The organism is Lachnotalea sp. AF33-28 (assembly GCF_003477885.1).
In the GTDB taxonomy this organism is placed as follows: Bacteria; Bacillota; Clostridia; order Lachnospirales; family Lachnospiraceae; genus AF33-28.
The window spans coordinates 1-17,986 of sequence record NZ_QUEE01000021.1 but is presented as its reverse complement, the minus strand read 5'-3'; the positions used below and the strand labels follow the sequence as shown (position 1 = coordinate 17,986).

The 17,986-nt window shown below is 51.0% G+C and carries 14 protein-coding genes; 3 read left to right on the top strand and 11 right to left on the bottom strand.

What is annotated here, in order from left to right:
- The first annotated feature begins 108 nt into the window (after positions 1-108).
- Together DWZ56_RS21180 and htpG are read left to right on the top strand one after the other, a co-directional pair.
- A complete protein-coding gene (locus DWZ56_RS21180) occupies positions 109-606 on the top strand; it encodes a DUF5721 family protein (RefSeq protein WP_118558620.1) in 498 nt (165 codons plus the stop codon).
- A gap of 170 nt (positions 607-776) precedes the next feature.
- Positions 777-2,786, top strand: coding sequence for a molecular chaperone HtpG (gene htpG / locus DWZ56_RS21175; RefSeq protein WP_118558619.1), 2,010 nt, complete (start codon positions 777-779; stop codon positions 2,784-2,786).
- A gap of 248 nt (positions 2,787-3,034) precedes the next feature.
- Here htpG and DWZ56_RS21170 read toward each other — a convergent pair whose 3' ends face one another.
- The 4 genes from DWZ56_RS21170 to DWZ56_RS21150 form a co-directional block, all read right to left on the bottom strand.
- The gene (locus DWZ56_RS21170) at positions 3,035-3,805 is read right to left on the bottom strand and encodes a Fic family protein (RefSeq protein ID WP_118558618.1); all 771 of its coding nucleotides are present in this window, start codon (positions 3,803-3,805) and stop codon (positions 3,035-3,037) included.
- Positions 3,806-4,157: 352 nt separating this feature from the next.
- Positions 4,158-6,857, bottom strand: a complete 2,700-nt coding sequence (locus DWZ56_RS21160) for a hypothetical protein (protein ID WP_118558617.1) — start codon at positions 6,855-6,857, stop codon at positions 4,158-4,160.
- Between the two features lie 202 nt (positions 6,858-7,059).
- Positions 7,060-8,778 carry a DUF2264 domain-containing protein gene (locus DWZ56_RS21155; protein ID WP_243095413.1) on the bottom strand — a complete coding sequence of 573 codons (1,719 nt, stop codon included), beginning with the start codon at positions 8,776-8,778 and terminating at the stop codon, positions 7,060-7,062.
- A gap of 54 nt (positions 8,779-8,832) precedes the next feature.
- On the bottom strand, positions 8,833-9,975 hold the full coding sequence (locus DWZ56_RS21150) for a glycoside hydrolase family 88 protein (RefSeq protein ID WP_118558616.1): 1,143 nt from the start codon (positions 9,973-9,975) through the stop codon (positions 8,833-8,835).
- 133 nt (positions 9,976-10,108) lie between these two features.
- Between DWZ56_RS21150 and DWZ56_RS21145 the strand changes: the two genes are divergently transcribed.
- On the top strand, positions 10,109-10,969 hold the full coding sequence (locus DWZ56_RS21145) for an AraC family transcriptional regulator (protein WP_118558615.1): 861 nt from the start codon (positions 10,109-10,111) through the stop codon (positions 10,967-10,969).
- Positions 10,970-10,980: 11 nt separating this feature from the next.
- On the opposite strand, the gene DWZ56_RS21140 is transcribed toward DWZ56_RS21145, so the two are convergent.
- The 7 genes from DWZ56_RS21140 to DWZ56_RS21110 all read right to left on the bottom strand — a co-directional run bounded on the left by DWZ56_RS21140 (position 10,981) and on the right by DWZ56_RS21110 (position 17,943).
- Positions 10,981-12,228, bottom strand: a complete 1,248-nt coding sequence (locus tag DWZ56_RS21140; RefSeq protein ID WP_118558614.1) for a glutamate-5-semialdehyde dehydrogenase — start codon at positions 12,226-12,228, stop codon at positions 10,981-10,983.
- Positions 12,229-12,282: 54 nt separating this feature from the next.
- A complete protein-coding gene (locus DWZ56_RS21135) occupies positions 12,283-12,891 on the bottom strand; it encodes a 5-formyltetrahydrofolate cyclo-ligase (protein WP_118558613.1) in 609 nt (202 codons plus the stop codon).
- 61 nt (positions 12,892-12,952) lie between these two features.
- Positions 12,953-13,186: a DUF896 domain-containing protein gene (locus DWZ56_RS21130; RefSeq protein WP_118558612.1), complete on the bottom strand. Its 234-nt coding sequence runs from the start codon at positions 13,184-13,186 to the stop codon at positions 12,953-12,955.
- 107 nt (positions 13,187-13,293) lie between these two features.
- On the bottom strand, positions 13,294-14,151 hold the full coding sequence (locus tag DWZ56_RS21125) for a patatin-like phospholipase family protein (RefSeq protein WP_118558611.1): 858 nt from the start codon (positions 14,149-14,151) through the stop codon (positions 13,294-13,296).
- 52 nt (positions 14,152-14,203) lie between these two features.
- Positions 14,204-15,025, bottom strand: a complete 822-nt coding sequence (proB, locus tag DWZ56_RS21120; protein ID WP_118558610.1) for a glutamate 5-kinase — start codon at positions 15,023-15,025, stop codon at positions 14,204-14,206.
- Positions 15,026-15,121: 96 nt separating this feature from the next.
- A complete protein-coding gene (locus DWZ56_RS21115) occupies positions 15,122-16,711 on the bottom strand; it encodes an NAD(P)/FAD-dependent oxidoreductase (protein WP_118558609.1) in 1,590 nt (529 codons plus the stop codon).
- Entirely contained in the window at positions 16,690-17,943 is a 1,254-nt protein-coding gene (locus tag DWZ56_RS21110; RefSeq protein WP_334294789.1) for an NAD(P)/FAD-dependent oxidoreductase, read from the bottom strand. The genes DWZ56_RS21115 and DWZ56_RS21110 overlap by 22 nt, the downstream gene beginning before the upstream one ends.
- Between the last annotated feature and the right edge of the window lie 43 nt (positions 17,944-17,986).

Genomic DNA, 17,986 nt, shown 5'->3' with positions numbered 1-17,986 from the left:
TGTTATTCTACCATGAAACTTCCCATAAAACTACTGCTTTATCCGTATTTCTATGGTAGAATAGTTATCAGACAGATTCGATATAAATACTTCAGGAGGCATAAAACCATGATCGCTTTACGGCTGCCGGATGTGAAAACGATGACTTCACAGCTTTTTGTTCACGAGGCTTTTGATTATTTTCTGGTCAGTGAAGCTTCTTTCACTACATATTGTACCTTTATGATTGACGGGCATGTCAAAGCCGACTTCTATTCCTCCGAGGAAAAAGAGCAGCTTCGGGACCCTGTGTGGACGGACTGGAAAACCTTAAGGCCGCAGTGCTATCAGCTGATAAAGGGAAGCAGGCTGCCGCTGTCGTTCAAAATCATATTCCGGCTTTCCTCACAGAATGTGGAGAAGATGCTGGCCGCAGCATCCACCTCCTTTACGCCGGCAGATGTGGACGGGCTGTTTCTTAACATACGCTATGATAAGGGAGCGCTGACCCTTGTTACCGGCACTTCTCTGAAGACCTTTACTATGGATAAATCCCTGGAACAGGAATGGGACAGCATGGTGAAACGCCTGCTGAAGCATAATGCAATCATCTTTGAAGAAGCCTGACCGCTGTGCAGAACATCTGTAATTATTAAATTTTCATAAATTACTAGCACTCAATCAAAATGAGTGCTAATTTTTTATTGACATTTTTTCTTAAACGTACTAAACTATCACTCAGAACACGGCGCAGGACATGACGCCTCATAAAGAAAAAAATAAAGGAGTGTTGAAACATGAGCACAAAAGCCGGCAATTTATCCATCAACAGCGAAAACATTTTTCCTATTATAAAGAAGTGGCTGTATTCCGATCACGATATCTTCTACCGTGAGCTGGTATCCAACGGCTGCGATGCGATCACAAAGCTGCAGAAGCTGGAAATCATGGGCGAATTTACACCCGAGGAAGGATATAAGCCCACCATCATCATCCATTTAGATCCCAATGCCAAGACAGCTTCCATCACCGACAACGGTATCGGTATGACTTTCGAAGAAGTGGATGAATACATCAATCAGATCGCTTTTTCCGGCGCACAGGCTTTTCTTGAAAAATACAAAGACAAAACCAACGAGGAACAGATCATCGGTCATTTCGGTCTGGGCTTCTATTCCGCATTCATGGTAGCGGACAAGGTGACCATCGACACCCTCTCCTATAAGGAAGACGCGGTTCCTGTGCACTGGGAATCCGAGGGCGGTGTAGAATTTGAAATGGGCGATGGCGCAAAGGCGGGCCACGGCACCACCGTAACGCTGTATTTTAACGAGGACAGCGCGGAATTCTGCAACGAATACAGAGTGAAAGAAGTGCTGGAGAAATACTGCTCCTTCATGCCCACCGAGATCTATGTGACGGTAGAAGGCAAAGAGCAGGAATACGAGACCGTAGCTTTAGACGAAGTTAGAGAAGATGACGTTGTCGTTGAACATATTGTGGAAGAGGCCAAGACGGAAGAAAAAGAGAATGAAAACGGGGAAAAGGAAACCGTCGAAATCTCACCCCGGACGGAAAAGGCTAAGATCAACAAACGCCCCGTGCCGATCAATGAGATCCATCCGCTTTGGACCAAGCATCCCAATGACTGCAGCGATGAAGAGTACCGCGATTTCTACCGCAAGGTATTCAGGGATTACAAGGAGCCTCTGTTCTGGATCCATCTGAACATGGACTATCCGTTTAATTTAAAGGGCATCCTCTATTTCCCGAAGATCAACACCGAATATGATTCCATCGAAGGCACGATCAAGCTGTACAATAACCAGGTATTCATCGCCGATAATATTAAGGAAGTAATTCCAGAGTTCCTGATGCTCTTAAAGGGTGTGATCGACTGCCCTGACCTGCCGCTGAACGTTTCCAGAAGCGCCCTTCAGAACGATGGCTTTGTGAAAAAGATCTCAGATTACATCTCCAAGAAGGTTGCCGATAAATTAAGCGGCATGTGCAAGACAGAAAAGGAAAGCTATGAGAAATACTGGGATGACATCAGCCCCTTCATCAAATTCGGCTGCCTCAAGGATGAGAAATTCGATGACAAGATGAAGGATTACATCCTTTATAAAAACATCGACGGCAAATACCTGACTCTGCCGGAATGTCTGGAAGAGAATAAGGAAAAACACGAAAATACTGTATTTTATGTGACGGACGAAAAAGAGCAGAGCCAGTATATCAATATGTTCCGCAAGGAAGGAATCGACGCGGTGATCTTAAGCCATAATATCGATGCTCCTTTCATCACTCATACCGAACAGAAAAACGAGGGACTGCACTTCATGCGCATCGATGCGGATCTGACCGCATCCTTTAAGGAAGAGGTTGCCGAAGAAGACAGTGAAGCCTTTAAAGAACTCTCCGACTCCCTTACCGAAGTGTTTAAAAAGGCACTGGACAATGAACATCTGGACATCAAGGTAGAGAAGTTAAAAGATGAAGGCGTAGCTTCCATGATTACTCTTTCAGAGGAAAGCAGACGTATGCAGGATATGATGAAGATGTACGGCATGGGCGGCATGGACGCTTCCATGTTCGGCGGCGCCGGAGAAACCCTTGTGTTAAATGCAAACCATCCTCTGGTAAAATACATTGTGGATCACAAGGACGGCGGCCATGTGCCGGTATTCTGCAAACAGCTCTACGATCTGGCCGCTTTAAGCCACGGAACGCTAAGCCCGGAAAGAATGACGGATTTCATATCCAGAAGCAACGAAGTTATGCTCCTTCTGCGTGAGGAAAATTAATATAAAGAGAATCCCGATCAGGGTTATTTCATAGGTCGTATTTTCCTATGAAAGCTTAAAAACTCCTGGCTCATTAGTCGGAGGCTGATAATGAAATTCCCCGGTTTTTGAAGGGGAAAATGTCTATTAGTTTTCGTTGTACTGTATATCATCCACAGCTTCCAGCCATTCATTAAATATCGGAAGCCATCAGAAAAGCGCCAGAACATAGATTGTCCTGACGCTTTTCTAAAGTTTTTATTCGATTGTTATACCTCTCCCCTTGTCGTCTGATTTATTCCCTGATTCTTTGCAGCCATACCAATATAAAGGTCAAGCTGCTGATCTACAAGGTCTGATACCATCTCTGTAAACGGGGCAAGGTTCCCTTCCAGTGCATAGGCTTCCAGTGTATTAAAATACTCCAGCCGGTTTTCCTTTGCAATGGAAATGGCCGGAAAACCAGCTATCATAAGCTGGTAGTTCATAAGCAGCCGGGATGTCCTTCCATTCCCATCCGGGAATGGGTGGATACGAACAAACTCTGCGTGTGTCCATGCAGCCAGTTCCACCAGAGTAAGGCTTTGACTTTTACATGTTAAATCCGCATAAAAATCCTTAACCTGCCGATACATCTCACCCGGTGACGGCGGCGTATGCTGCACTCCGGAAATGTAGACATCAACATTCCGGTACACCCCGCCCACTATAATATTCTCCATAAGAATTGCATGAATATTCTTGATGATTTTTTCATCAAGCGGCAATCCTTTTACGATACATTCCTTCACATAACGGTATGCCTTTTTATGGTTTACGGATTCATAAATCTCACGGAGATTTTTACCTCCAACCGAAATTCCGTCCTCCAGCACCAGCTTTGTTTCTATGAGAGTCAGGGTATTCCCCTCAATAGCCGTGGAGTTGTGAGTGTATTCTATTTCAAACGCCTGCTCATAGCTTTGCAGTGTCAGTTCCGGAATGGATGCCTTGCATTGCTGATATCTGTCGCGCTTTTTCAATAATTCTGCATAATCCAAGCTGTTCACTCCTTCCTCAATCCATATTGTTCACAGTATACCACAAATCAACCGAATAGTAATCACCAATTTGCGGGCGCTCCCGGCTGTCAGTCATCCAGTATGGTTGCTCCTTTCCAGTGTATCAAAAAATAAAGGTGCTCCTCTTAGGAACACCTTTATTGTAATGCAATCTTCTTGGCATGCAGCTGTTTCAATACGAGGAAATAAGGGAACAAATTTGAGTCACCGCTGAAAATCCCGTTTTGTCTTTTCTGCAAGCGAAACTAATTCATGCGCCCGATGCTTTAATAACATACCATCCTCCCTCAAGATGATATTGTGATTACTCCGAGTGAACAGCTTCGGCCTGCTATTTAACCGTCATCTCCGCAAAACAGTATCCGTCATTCCACCCGCCCTCAAAAGGCTTCCAGATACATTCCTCTTTGTAGAAGGACACGGGGCTTACCAGATAACTCTCCCCTTCTTCCAGATGATGCGGCCCCATCAGGTTGCGCAGATTATTGATCAGTGTCAGTTCCACCGTATTCTTCCCGGGCTTTAAGAGAGAACTGATATCCATATCCTTTCTCCCCCACAGGAAACGCACCGGCTCCTGGCCGTTTATGCTTACGCGCACCGTATTCCACCCGTAATTCTCCTGCTTCAGGCGCAGATTTGTCTCTTCCAGATCGAATTCCTTTTTAAGCACGATCTCTCCGGCAAAAAACGGCAGGCCCTGCTGTTCCATATGGCTTAGGGTAATCTCTGCTCTTCTTTGTGCTATCGCAAACCCGCCCTGATATCTGACCGCATGCTTATCCAGAACGGTATATTCTCCGTCCGTCTCCACCGAGAAATCCCCAACCAGATACATGGGTTCCATCTCTCTGTCATAGCACAGCTTGTTCTTCTCGCTTTCAAACTGCTTCGACTTCTCCAGATTATCGTAAACCTCCGGAGACTGGAAATAATCCATCACAAGTTCAATTTCATTCACGCCTGCGGTGATATACGGTGTGATATCCAGCCTGCGGAATGCCGTATCCATATAATAGCCCTCATCCTTTTTTAGCACATTCTGGCCGTTGATGCGGATGTCATAAAACTCCGGCGTTTCCATAACCAGAGTGAGCTTCTTCGGCACGTCCTTTATCTGCACACGGTAAACCTGACGGATATTGATCGGGCGCTTCTTTTCGCAGGCCCGGTTCTGGATATTCAGCACATAGCCGTCCTTCTCTTCCAGTTCACCGTCAAAGTAATAATCACAGATATCCAGCGTCAGGGCGTTTTCACTTAAGGATACGATCTCCCAGCCGCCGTCAAGGGAAATAGGTTCCTTCTCCTTTTTAATGTCTTCCACCACCATCACACTCTCAAAAGGCAGCAGATCGTGTACAGGCGTAAACTCATATGTCTCACCGGTCTGTATGTCCAGTATCCTGTCGCCCCGGTTAAATACCACGCGCTGTTCCTGATCGGTGCTGTTCACCACATAGTGGTACAGGGCATCCTCCGTCCTGCGGTATGTATAGGTCACGTTGGGGTTATCCGCAGAGGTATCCGCCTTTAGATCACAGATCTCCTCCGCACCGATGACTGTCCCTCCGGAAGCGGCAAACTCCTCCAGCAATTTGTTCGTGCTGTCAAAGAACCGGATATGGGGAGGAAGGATTACAGTGCTGTAGGACTGCTGCCCCACATAAAGCCTGCCGTCCTCCACCTTTCCATGCTTTTCCATCAGCGTCTCATCGCCCAGATCAAACTGCAGATGCTTCTCCTCCAGCTGGCGGATCGCATCCAGGATGCCCTTTTCCAGAGCCTCCATCCCCTCATTGCTGCCACCGTCATAGCAGATCCAGGCGGAGGTCTGAGGATGCATGAGCAGGATGTCCGGCCGGCATTCCCCTTCTGTCAGGATCATCCCGATTCTGGACATCGCATCCACAAATGCACGGTAATCCTTCCACCAGGGCTGCTGATAATAGACCGCAGGCGGATAATCTCTTTTGCGGATCCCCCGCAGCGTATATCCCTGCAGATGCTGGCAGAGCGTTGTAATGCCTCTGACCATCTGCCACTCTGCGATCCCTTTGAGTTCCGAAAAGCTCACATTGTGACCGCACAGCGCAAAGGACTCCGTCAGTATCTGTTTCTTCCCGGTCTGTCTGCATGCGCTTGCCAGCTGATGCATGGTGAGACAGGGGAATATATTTCTGCCCAGCCAGTCCATTCCCGGTATGTGCAGATATTCATAATGAGGCATCACCGCACCGTTGCAGGTAAGCTGTGACTCCAGGGTCTCTTCCAGCACATAGTGTCCGGTCAGCCTTAAGCCTCTCTCATCACACCAATCATAGATCTGCTTTGCAAAATTCCGGTTAAACAGCTTCGTTACCAGGCGCCAGAACTGCAGTCTGGTCTTTTCATAGCCTGGCAGGGGATGAAACAGCTCCTCCAGATGATCCAGCAGGTTCTCACCATATTCTTCCTCGTATTTGCCGGGCATTGTCAGGCTCCATGGAATGCCGTTTCTGGATATCTGCGGTTCATCCGTAAAAAAGCCCGCAATCCTGCTGCCGAATCTCTCATAATAAGGCTGGTAGATCTCTTTTAAAAAATCTGCGATCACTTCCGCGTCCAGCGTATCCACATAAAAGGGATTCACCTCGTAATAAAAATGCCATCCTCCCTTATTGCAGATCGTATGCTCCGTCTGCCTCTCCCCCTGCTCCATGCGCAGGTATTTCTGCTGGTATTTCAGTCCTTTCCCGTTCACGAGACCATTGCCGAAGCCGCTGGGCCAGCCGTTTTCATCATAGGCCCATGCCTTCATCCCACAGCTGTCCGCTTCCTCTACGCTGGCATCCACACAGTGAAACCACTCTTCGCTCATATACTCTGTGGAAAGCCCGCCTCTGGCATGCATAAAAAAGCCTCCCATGCCGGCATCCCCCATCAGCCGGACCTGACGCCTTAGCTCCCCCTCTTCCAGTTTATCGTTCCAGGACCAGAAGGGAATCGGACGATATTTTCCGGGCGGATTTTTTAATTGCTCCTTATCCATAACCTTTTACGCTCCTTAAAATAGACTCTGGCCGCAGACCGGACCTATATATGTCCGCCCCGCAGGCCCATATAAACACTATACTACAAACCGCCTTTTTTCGATACTACTTTTCGGATTTTTTATCATTATGAATAACTGGAGTGTTACTGTCCATGGCTGCCGACATGCGTGGAAAGTTTGTGGCAACTGTGATTAGTAACTACATGGTTCTGTAAAACACCTCCGTAGAAATCTCAGATGTCCCCGGAGCGATTTCATAACGGATCATGGGGATGGCCGTTTTAGATGCCAGCACATTGGTGTTCGGCGCGGTGATCAGTACCTGGCCGCTGCCCTCTCCCAGAAGCGAGAGCACACGGCAGCTGCCATCCTCATTTTTCACATAGGCTTCCTGCCCGTTTTCACCCCGATCGGAATATCTCCGGTCATCCACCGATACCGCAAAGCCGCAGTCATAAGCGGTGCATGCATAGCCGCTGATTATTCTGTGGCGGCGCACATGGCCGGTGTCTGTCGGTATCAGCCATGTAATGACCTGAATGCCCGGAATCGGAGACCACTCGATCCGTATCTGACTGTCCTTAATCTCATAATTTTGGATTTTTTCTTTCACAAATACATGGCCGGCAGCCTCAAATGCCAGCATGCTGTCAGGAGCCGCTTCCCTCATGGAGGTAAGCGCACGTGCTATGCTGAATCCAAATCTGGTGGAATAGGCAAACTTGCCGTATTTCTCCGCCACATGATTGCTGCCGCTTACAAAGCTCCGCCCCGGTATAAGCGCGGTCACCTGGCCGTCGCCATCCCTCTGAATCACCATGTCGCCGCAGCAGATGGTCTTCAACTGCTCAAGTTCGGGCAGCGGCGCAGCGTTCACCCGCCAGAACTCATCCTCATCCGGCAGCGCCAGAAAGGCGAAGGCTTTCATTCCCCAGTAAGGAGAGCCTGGCGCGTTATAGTCCTCCGACATCTGCAGGTTGGGATAACCGTATCCGATGGTCAGTATTCCGGCGTTGTCAAAAATCGGCCGGTTCAGCCACTGCACCAGGTTTCTGGTGATAATTCCTTTCAGCACATCCACAGAAAATATGTCTATCTTCGCCATCGCACAGACGGAAAAGAAAGAGACCTGCGCAAACCGATAGGTCTGTGACCTGCCGTAAGGCAGTGCGCTGCCATCCTTTGCAAACCAGTATACGAATTCTTTGCCAAAGGCTTTTGCGCGTTCCCTGAAAATCCGGCACCTCTTAGGATCGTATTCTTCCATAAACATGGCATAGATCAGGCTGTAAAAATGAATTGCAAATCCAATATAATAATCCTTATGGCCCCCCACTTTATCGGTATACCATCCGTCATCCTGATACATGGATTCAATGCGGCTAAGACCCCGCTGCATCCGCTCTTCGCTGTAAGCGCAGCCCCTCACCTTCAGCGCCACATTGACCAGAATGCAGAAATACTGCCAGTTGCTGATATTGCATTCGTATTGATTGATTCCGGACAGCCAGTTTACCAGATTCTCTTTTTCCTTTTCCGTAAGAGGATCCCATAACTTTTCCGGCACCATCAGCATGCCATAGGCGATTGCCGCCATCTCCACAAACTTCTGGTCATAATCCCGCCATTTGCCCCAATATTCCGGGTCTGATTCATCGGTTCCATGGATCAGGCCGCTGCGGTAGATCTCCTCGAATTTTGCATTTTCACCTCCGCCGGCCCAAAACGGAACCAGCCCCCATAGGGGCCGGGCAAAGGCCTCCATGGGTATGGTCGCATTCTCATAGGCGGCGCTTGTATGGCCTATATTAAGCTGTGCTCTGCCCTCGCTGTAAAAAGGCTTCAAAGGGTCCAGCAGGCTAAATAACAGCCGCTGATAATCCTGTTTCGTCTTCAGTTCTTCCATTGATATTTTCATATATCTTCTTCCCCTCTCATCATTTCAAACTGCAGTCTCACGTATGTTTGGCGGCTACCAGATCATGAATTCCCTGCCCAGCAGACGCAGCACGCCTTCCAGGAAGAAATAATCGGCATAAATTAACGCTCGCTGCCCCAGATTATCATGGTAAGAGCGCTTACCGCCGTAAACCACCGCGTCTGTCTCCGGATCCCAGTTATTCCAGGCGCTCTCTATATGGGTCAAAAGGTTCCAGGCGCCTTCCTCATAGAGGTTTTTCTCATAAGAGGGCACGTGTTCAGCCAGCTCCAGCAGGCCGCAGGCCGCAATCGTTCCCGCCGAGGTATCCCAGTAGACCGGTTCCATAGGGGATCGGAAATCGCAGAGAGGCACCCAGCCGCTAAGTGATGCGTTTGCGATAAAATAATGGGCCGCGCGCTTTGCCGCGTCCAGATACTCATAGTTTCCTGTGTGGCGGTAGCTAAGCGCCATGCCGTATACCGCCCAGGCCTGGCCTCTGGACCAGGAGGAACCGCTCTCATAGCCCTGGCCTCCGGGCGTATCGAGAAGCTCTCCCGTCCCTGGGTCCAGCATAGCGATGTGGTTGCAAGAGCCGTCCGCCCGGAGAATCGTCCTTAAGGCCGTATCGGCATGATGTTTCGCAATGTAGGCAAACCTTGGATCCTCGGTCACACCGCTTGCCCAATACAGTAACGGCAGATTCATCAGGCAGTCCACGATGATCAGTCCGGCGCTGTTTTCCGCGAATCTGGTCTTATTCCACACACGGATAAATCTGCCCTCCGGGTTATATCTGCCGGCCAGCAGATTTGCCGCCATCAGTCCCCTGGTTCTGCTCTGTTCGCTGCCGGTCAGCCGGTAATCCGCCACCGCGCTGTGCATCCAGATAAACCCCATGTCGTGATCCAGCCGCGTAAAACCGTGAAGCGCCCGGTCCAGCTTTTCTTCCACACCCCTGGCGGCCGCAAGATATTTCTCCTCCCCTTTTGCGTGGTACATCTGCCAGAGTATCCCCGGCCAGAAGCCGTTGGTCCAGCCAAATATATTGTCTCCCTCCGACATATCCATCCGGTAGACGCCGTCATCCGGCTCCATGGGTATGCGGCTTCCAATCCTGTCGCATTCCGCCGACAGCTTCACACACAGTTTCCGATAAGTATCTTCAAGCCACGCCTGCCGTTCTTCCATCTTCATATGATCCCCTTTCCTTTCCATAATCAGCCTTGTGTTCTTTTAAAAGCTATTATATAATGAATATCATGCAATTTCTTTGCATTTTTTTACCGAATTATTGCTTTGTTTTACCTGAAGTGAAAAAGGAGACAACATGGATCGAACCCTTATTTTCGAACAAATGAACCGCAATATCATCAGCAGCCGGCGGATCACCGCCAGTCAGACGGCCCATACCTATCACATGCACAACAGCTATGAGGTGCACGTGCTGCTGTCCGGAAATATCAATTATTATATGGAGCAGACCTGCTACCGGCCGGACCGCGGCAGCATCTTTGTGATCAATGACCGGGAGGCCCACGGATACAGCTGTCTGGACGATGCCCCTTATGAGAGAATTACCACCCATTTCAATCCGGTGCTGGTGCAGTACGCCTGTACACAGGAAACTGATCTTTTAGCCTGCTTTGAAAACAGACCTCCGGGGAGGAACAATGCCGCACATATGAGTGAAGAACAACTGGGCCGTTATATTGGCCTCACTGACTGTCTGCATGAGGTTTTAAACCGCCCCGGATACGGCAGCGATGTGATGGCGTTTTCCTATATCCTGCAGATCCTGGTCATGATCAATAATATCTTCTGCGATTCCAGCCGGATGCTGCCCAATCTCATGCCCAGCCTGGTGCTCAATACCATTCACTATATCAACACCCATCTCACCGAAAATCTGTCCCTTCCCATCCTGGCCGGACAGCTTTCCGTTAACAGCAGCTATTTGAGCCGCAAATTTAAAAAAGAAACCGGAAGCACGATCCAGAACTTCATCCTGCTCAAACGCGTCTCCCTGGCCAAATCCCATCTGGCAGAAGGCAGAAACGTGCAGGAGGCCTGTGATCTCTCCGGTTTCTGTGATTATGCTAATTTTATCCGCACCTTTACGCGTCTGACCGGCATATCGCCGGGACGGTACCGGCAGGCGGCGCAGTCCGGCAGGCGTGTTGAGAAGTGATCACTTCCGTGTCACCGGACCTGGCCGTTTCCGTATATGATATACTTTGTCGTGGTCAGCGCGAGCAGCCCCATAGGCCCTCTCGCATGCAGCTTCTGCGTGCTGATGCCGATTTCCGCGCCAAAGCCGAATTCAAAGCCGTCGGTAAAGCGGGTCGAAGCATTGACATACACCGCCGCCGCATCGATTTCATTGAGGAATTTCTGGGCATTGGCATAATCCTTTGTGACGATCGCTTCCGAATGCTTTGTATTGTATCGGTTGATATGCGCGATGGCCTCTTCTATGGAAGATACTGTTTTGACGGAGAGGATGTAATCCAGATATTCCGTTCCCCAGTCCTCTTCTGTGGCTTTGACAGCATCCTTTAGGATCTGTAAGACGCGCTCGTCCCCGCGCATCTCCACCTGCTTCTCCTTTAGGCGCTCATGAAGCAAGGGCAGAAACTGTTCTGCCACCGCCTCATGAACCACCAGGGATTCACAGGCATTGCAGACACCGATCCGCTGTGTCTTTGCATTGTAGATGATGTCCGCCGCCATCGTAAGATCCGCTGTTTCATCCACATAGATATGGCAGTTGCCGGTGCCGGTCTCTATGACAGGTATGGTGCTGTTGTTCACAACCGCCCGGATCAGTCCCGCGCCGCCCCTGGGAATCAGCACATCTATGTAGCCGTTCATTTTCATCAGTCTTGCAGTGGTCTCCCGGTCGGTGCTCTCCACCAGCTGGATGCTGTCCTCCGGGAGCCCCGCACCCTTTAACGCCTCCCGGATCACCCGGGTGATTGCCATATTGGATGCCAGCGCATCGCTGCCGCCCTTTAATATCACGGCGTTTCCGGCTTTAAAGCAGAGCGCAAAGGCATCTGCGGTCACATTAGGCCTGGATTCATAGATGATACCGATCACACCGAGCGGCACTCTCTTCTGCCCGATCAAAAGGCCGTTGGGCCGTTCCTTCATGGACAGCACCTCACCGACCGGGTCCTCCAATGCGACGATCTGGCGGATTCCTTCCGCCATGCTGGCAATCCGCTCATGAGTGAGCATGAGCCGGTCTAACAGCCCCTGCTTCATGCCGTTCTTCCTGCCGGCCTCCATATCCTTCGCATTTTCCTCCATGAGAAACGCTTCCCGTTTCAGCAGCGCGTCCGCCACCGCCTCAAGACCCCTGTTCTTTTCAGGCGCCCGAAGCACATTCATCACCGCTGCGGCGGCTCTTGCCCGTTCTCCCATCGCAGTCAGATCACAGCTCATATAAGACCTCCTCTTTACTGTCACCAACCGTTAGGTTGATGACCTGCGCACACTTCAGTGTGCTTCCGCTTTACTGTCACCAACCGCCAGGTTGATGACCGCTTCCATATCCGTTATGACGCAGTCCATACGGACGTCATGTTGACCTATGGGCAGCTGATCCAATATCTGAAAATCATATGCCGCCCCTATCATATAAAATCCCTCTTTAGCAGCAAAATACCGGTCATAATAGCCACCTCCGTATCCGATGCGGCCGCCGTCCCGGGTAAATGCAAGCCCCGGAACAATTACCGGAACCGGCCGGCTGCCGGCCGCGCCATACCTGACGCGCACAGGCTCACAATAAGATGCCGGCTCCAAAATCCCCATACAGCCCGGTCTTAAATCTTCCCTGCCATTTATATAATAAAACGCCATTTCACTTCCCAGCACACGCGGTACCGCCACACGTTTTCCGTCCGACAGCGCCTGTCGGATCAGTACTTCAGTACGTACCTCTTCGGGGAGGGAAACATAGCAGAGTATGCAGTCCGCGCCCGCATATACGGCCGTTTCCCGAATCTGCTTCACAATCCTGCCGCTCTTTTCCTTCCGTTCTGTTTCCGTCATACGGCTTCTTAGCAGTTTGATTTCTTTTCTGATCTCCTGTTTTGTTTTCATATCCCTTTACTTTCTGCCAGACACGGGCCGGACAACCGTTATCGGAAGCTTACAGCCATATTTATGACGGATACCGGTTTTTGTATTTCTTGTCGTGCTCCGCTTTTACATCTATGATTGAGCCATCCGGATTCTGTATCTTGATCGTTTCCAGCTGCCCTCTTAAATTCTCACGAAAGGCCCGGATATACGCGCCTCTAAGCTCTGCCTGCTCTCTGGTTTCCTCCGGCGTGAGCCCTTCCTTTTTTGCTTTATGGTACAGCTCATTGATCCTGTCTATATCCTTTTGATCCATGTCTTGCCTGTTCCTTTCTTTTACCTTTTTATTTCAGTTCGCTCTGTTATGCATACCATCTGCTCACAAAGCGTTATTTATTCAATAGGACGCATTTTGGGCACACCCTATTGAACAAGAAAATCCGTCAGATTCTGCCATTCCTTTTTCATCAGCTCATATCCGTGCTCATAAAATTCCAGAAGCTTCTCCCCGTGCCCTTCAGTCTTTTTCACCGGGGGGATGACAGGGCGCAGCACAAAGATGCGGCCCTCTTCTTCCAGCTTTTCAATCAGATCCAGGGTACGGTTATAGTGCGCCGGCCTGCGGCGAACCGCCTCCAAAAGCTGCGGATATTCTCCGTAAAATCTGGAGCACAGGTCATACTGAAGCATTGACGGACGCTTGCGGTAACCCGGATTTCTGGTCAGTATCACCACCGCCCGGCGGCAGCCGCTCTTTAACGCCCGGCGGATCGGGATGGAATCGGACAGCCCTCCGTCCAGATAAGGCACTGAGTCCACATAGGTCATGGAGGACAAAAGGGGCAGGCTGCTGGAAGCGCGGCAGATCTTCATCAGCCGTTCCCGTTCGGACCGTTCCTCCAGATACTCCGCCCTGCCGGTGATACAGTTGGTCACCACCATCGCACAGCGGATAGGGGATGCAAAATACGCGTCATAGTCAAAGGGAATCAGTTCGTTAGGAAATCGGTCAAAAATCCGGTCCATATCATAGAGGCACCTTTTTTTAACCACGCGCTCGATGTTTTTGCGGGCAGATTTTTCCTTCTGCTGCACCATACACATCCTGGTCCGGCCGATCTGGCCGGACACATAATCCACGGCATTGCAGGCTCCGGCCGATACCCCCACCACGTAAGGAAACTCAAGTTCCTGTTCCATCATATAGTCCAGCACGCCGGCCGTAAAGATTCCTCTCGTCGCTCCGCCCTCCAACACAAGGGCTGTTTCCGCTGCTTTCATCAGCCACTCCTTTCCTGCAAGCCTGCAAATGTTATGTCATGCTTTTGCCGATTCAATACTTCGCCAGATAATCCAGCAGATCAAAATTCTTATTCTTGTGCGCCTGAAACAGGGTGCCGCACTCCCGGCCTTCCATGATGCGGTAGATATTGTCGATGTCATTTCCGTTGGCGATGATCATATCCGCCCCGGAATCCGTCGCGATCCTGGCGGCTGTGAGTTTGGCGGACATGCCTCCCGTGCCCACATCACTGCTGCTGGTATCCTTTCCCATGGACAAAAGTTCCTCCGTTATCTCCGGAACCACGCGGATCAGCTCTGCATTAACGTTGCTCCTCGGGTCATCGGTATACAGGCCGTCTATATCCGAAAGCAGTATTAAGAGATCCCCTCCCACCAGCGCTGTAACAATGGCGGAAAGCCGGTCATTATCGCCAAATTCGATCTCATGGGTGGCCACTGTATCATTTTCATTAACGATGGGGATCACGCCCATGCTAAAAAGTTCCTCAAAGGTATTTCTCGCATTAAAACGGCTTAGGTTATTGATCATCGTATCCTTTGTGATCAGCACCTGTGCCGTGAACTGGTCATATTCGCTGAACAGGCGCTGATAGGTCATCATTAGCCTTGCCTGCCCCACAGCGGCCAGGGCCTGTTTTACGGAAGTGCTTCTGGGCCTTTCCTGGATTCCCAGCGCTTTCCTGCCCACCGCGATGGCCCCGGAGGATACCAAAACCACATCGTGCCCCATATGGTGCAGATCCGTCAGCGCCCGCACCAGTTTTTCTACCTTCTGCAGATTCAGATTGCCGGTTTCGCTGTGGGTCAGCGACGATGATCCGATCTTTATAACAATTCTTCTCTTTTTCATTTCTTTTTATGTACGGGCGGCTCCGATGCAGCGCGATGCATGGCCTGTCTGTCCCGTCCTCCCTCATGTGTCTTTCTGCTGTTGAATATTTATATCCTACAACATTTTGAATTTTTTTGCAATTTGTTCTGCGACTTTCATACCGTCCATCGCGGCCGACATGATGCCGCCCGCATATCCGGCGCCCTCGCCGCATGGATAAAGTCCGGCGGTTTCGCTTTCAAACCGTTCATTTCTTAGGATGCGCACCGGCGATGATGTGCGGCTTTCCACACCGGATAGCACCGCATCAGGCCTGGCAAAACCGTGTATGCGCTTCTCAAAGGCCTCTGTTCCTTCCAAAATGGCGGCGGATATCGGCTCAGGCAGCAGTTCCCTTACATTGGTCAGACAGGTTTCGCCCCTGGTATCCGGGCAGATATCGCCAAGCGTTGTGCTCGCTTTGCCGGCGGCAAAGTCTCCCAGCATCTGGATCGGTATCTTCCCGTCTCCCAGCCTGTACGCGGCCGATTCCAGCCTGCGCTGAAACTCCACACCCGCCAGCACGCCTTTTTCGCCGAAATCGTCAGGCGTGACCGTCACGATCAGGGCGGAGTTGGCATTGCGGCCATCCCGCTTATGATTGCTCATGCCGTTTACTGCCAGCATGCCCCGCTCAGACGATGCGTTAACGACATATCCTCCCGGACACATGCAGAAGGTATAGATTCCCCTGTGATTGACACACTGATGTGTCAGCTTATAATCGGCGGCAGGAAGATGTGCGGACGCTTCCACACCGTACTGCGACAGATTGATCATGCTCTGAGGATGTTCAATTCGAAGTCCCACGGCGAAGGATTTCTGTTCCATTAAGACGCCACAGTCCCGCAGCATGGCAAAGGTATTTCTGGCGCTGTGCCCGATGGCTAACACGGCGATGCCGGTCTCCAAGATCTCTTCACGGTTGATCTCCACTCCGGTTAACCGGCCCCGCTCGGTGATCAGATCCGTAACTTCACTCTGAAAACGGAATTCCCCGCCCGCCTCCTCAATGCGGCGGCGGATATTGACCAGAACGGTGCGAAGCACATCCGTGCCGATGTGCGGCCTGTTCAGATACAGGATCTCCGGGTCCGCCCCGCATTCCACAAAAAGCTCTAACACCTTCCGGTTACGGCCGTATTTGTCCTTCACCAGCGTATTTAATTTGCCGTCGGAAAAAGTACCCGCCCCGCCCTCTCCAAACTGCACATTGGAGCTCTCATTTAAAGGGCCGCCTTTCCAATATCTCTCCACGTCCAATACGCGCTCTTCCACCCGTTTTCCACGCTCCAAAAGGATCGGGGCGTAACCGTGTGCGGCCAGCATAAGCCCGCAGAAAAGCCCTGCGGGACCCGTTCCGATGATGACCGGGCGAAAACCCATGGGTACGGAGCCGGGGCATGGGAAACGGTATTGAACGGGCTGTACGGCGGATATATTTCCGTCTTTTTTTCTGCGCAGAAGCGCGGATTCATCCGGGACCTGAAACGCAACGGTATAGCTGTAGCAGAGCTCAGGCTTTTTTCTGGCATCCAGGGATTTCTTTGTGACTGTAAACTGCTGCAGATCCTTTGGCTGAAGGGACAGCTTTTTGGCCACCTTTTTCAGAAGGTCCTCCGGACTGTGGTCTATGGGGAGTTTTAACTGCTGTATCTGTAACATGTCTGCTCCATTTCGTTGGATTTTGATTTAAACGTTGGCTTTTTATTTTCGTTTGCTCGCGTTTTTTCTGTCTGCGGCCGGCTGCATATCACGGATGCTGCGGATCTGCCGGCTATGGCGCCGCTGCTCCACGCCCACTGCAGGTTATATCCTCCGCAGATGCCGTCCACATCCATGAGTTCTCCGGCAAAATACAGGCCGTCCACCAGGCGCGACATCATGGTGGCGGGATCGATTTCCCGCACATCCACGCCCCCGGCCGTTACCTGGGCGCTGTCAAACCCGTTGGTTCCTGTAACGCGGACACGGAAATCTTTTAAAAGACGGGCGAATTCCTCTTTCGAACCGCCGGACAGCTTCCAGAGAAGCTGCATCAGATTTTTATTGCAGAGGCCTATGTAGCGGTCAGGCGTATGCGCTTCCAGGTAGCTGCGCAGATCCCCGGAGGAGATGCCCGGCAGGAGATCCAGGCGGGCCGTCACCTTCGCTCCCCGTTCCAGGTATTCGGAGGCGTAACGGCTCACCTGAAATACCGGTATGCCGGATATGCCATAGGCGGTCAGCTGAAGCTCTCCCTGATCGCTGGCCACAGGGGAATTGTCTGCCAGAAGCTCCACGTTCGCTTCGGTCCGGATGCCCGCCAGCTGTTTGAAATAGGGCTCGGCACATTTTAACTGTACCAGCGCAGGCAGCGGCCGGATGATTCGGTGCCCGAAGGCTTTGGCCAGCACGTAGCCGCTCCCGTCCGAGCCGGTCTTTGGCGCAGCCCTGCCTCCGGTCGCCAGTATGAGCGCATCGGCGGTATAGCTGTGTGCGGCCGTGCGGATACGGAAGGAACCCTTAGAGGTTTTCTCAATATGCGCAGGGGCTTCTTCACAGATGACATTTACGTTATGCTCAGCAAGCGCAAGGCGCAGGACGTCCAGGACGGAACTCGCCTGGTTGGAGGCAGGATAATAATAACCGGAACGTTCACGCGGATAGATGCCCAGGGAACGGAAAAAATCCAGTGTCTCTCTGACTCCGAAACGGTTGATTACCTCCATGGGAAAGGCCGGGTCTAAGCTTCGGTAGCATGCGGCTTCCATGCGGGCATTGGTGAAGTTACATTTACCGTTGCCGGTGGAGAGTATCTTTTTACCGATTCGGTCTTTGTGTTCTATAACAGTGACCTGCGCACCGGACTGGGATGCTTGTATTGCGGCTGTCATTCCGGCGGCTCCGCCGCCGATGATGAGGACGGAGGGGTGAGGGGTGGAGGGGTGGAAGTTTTGG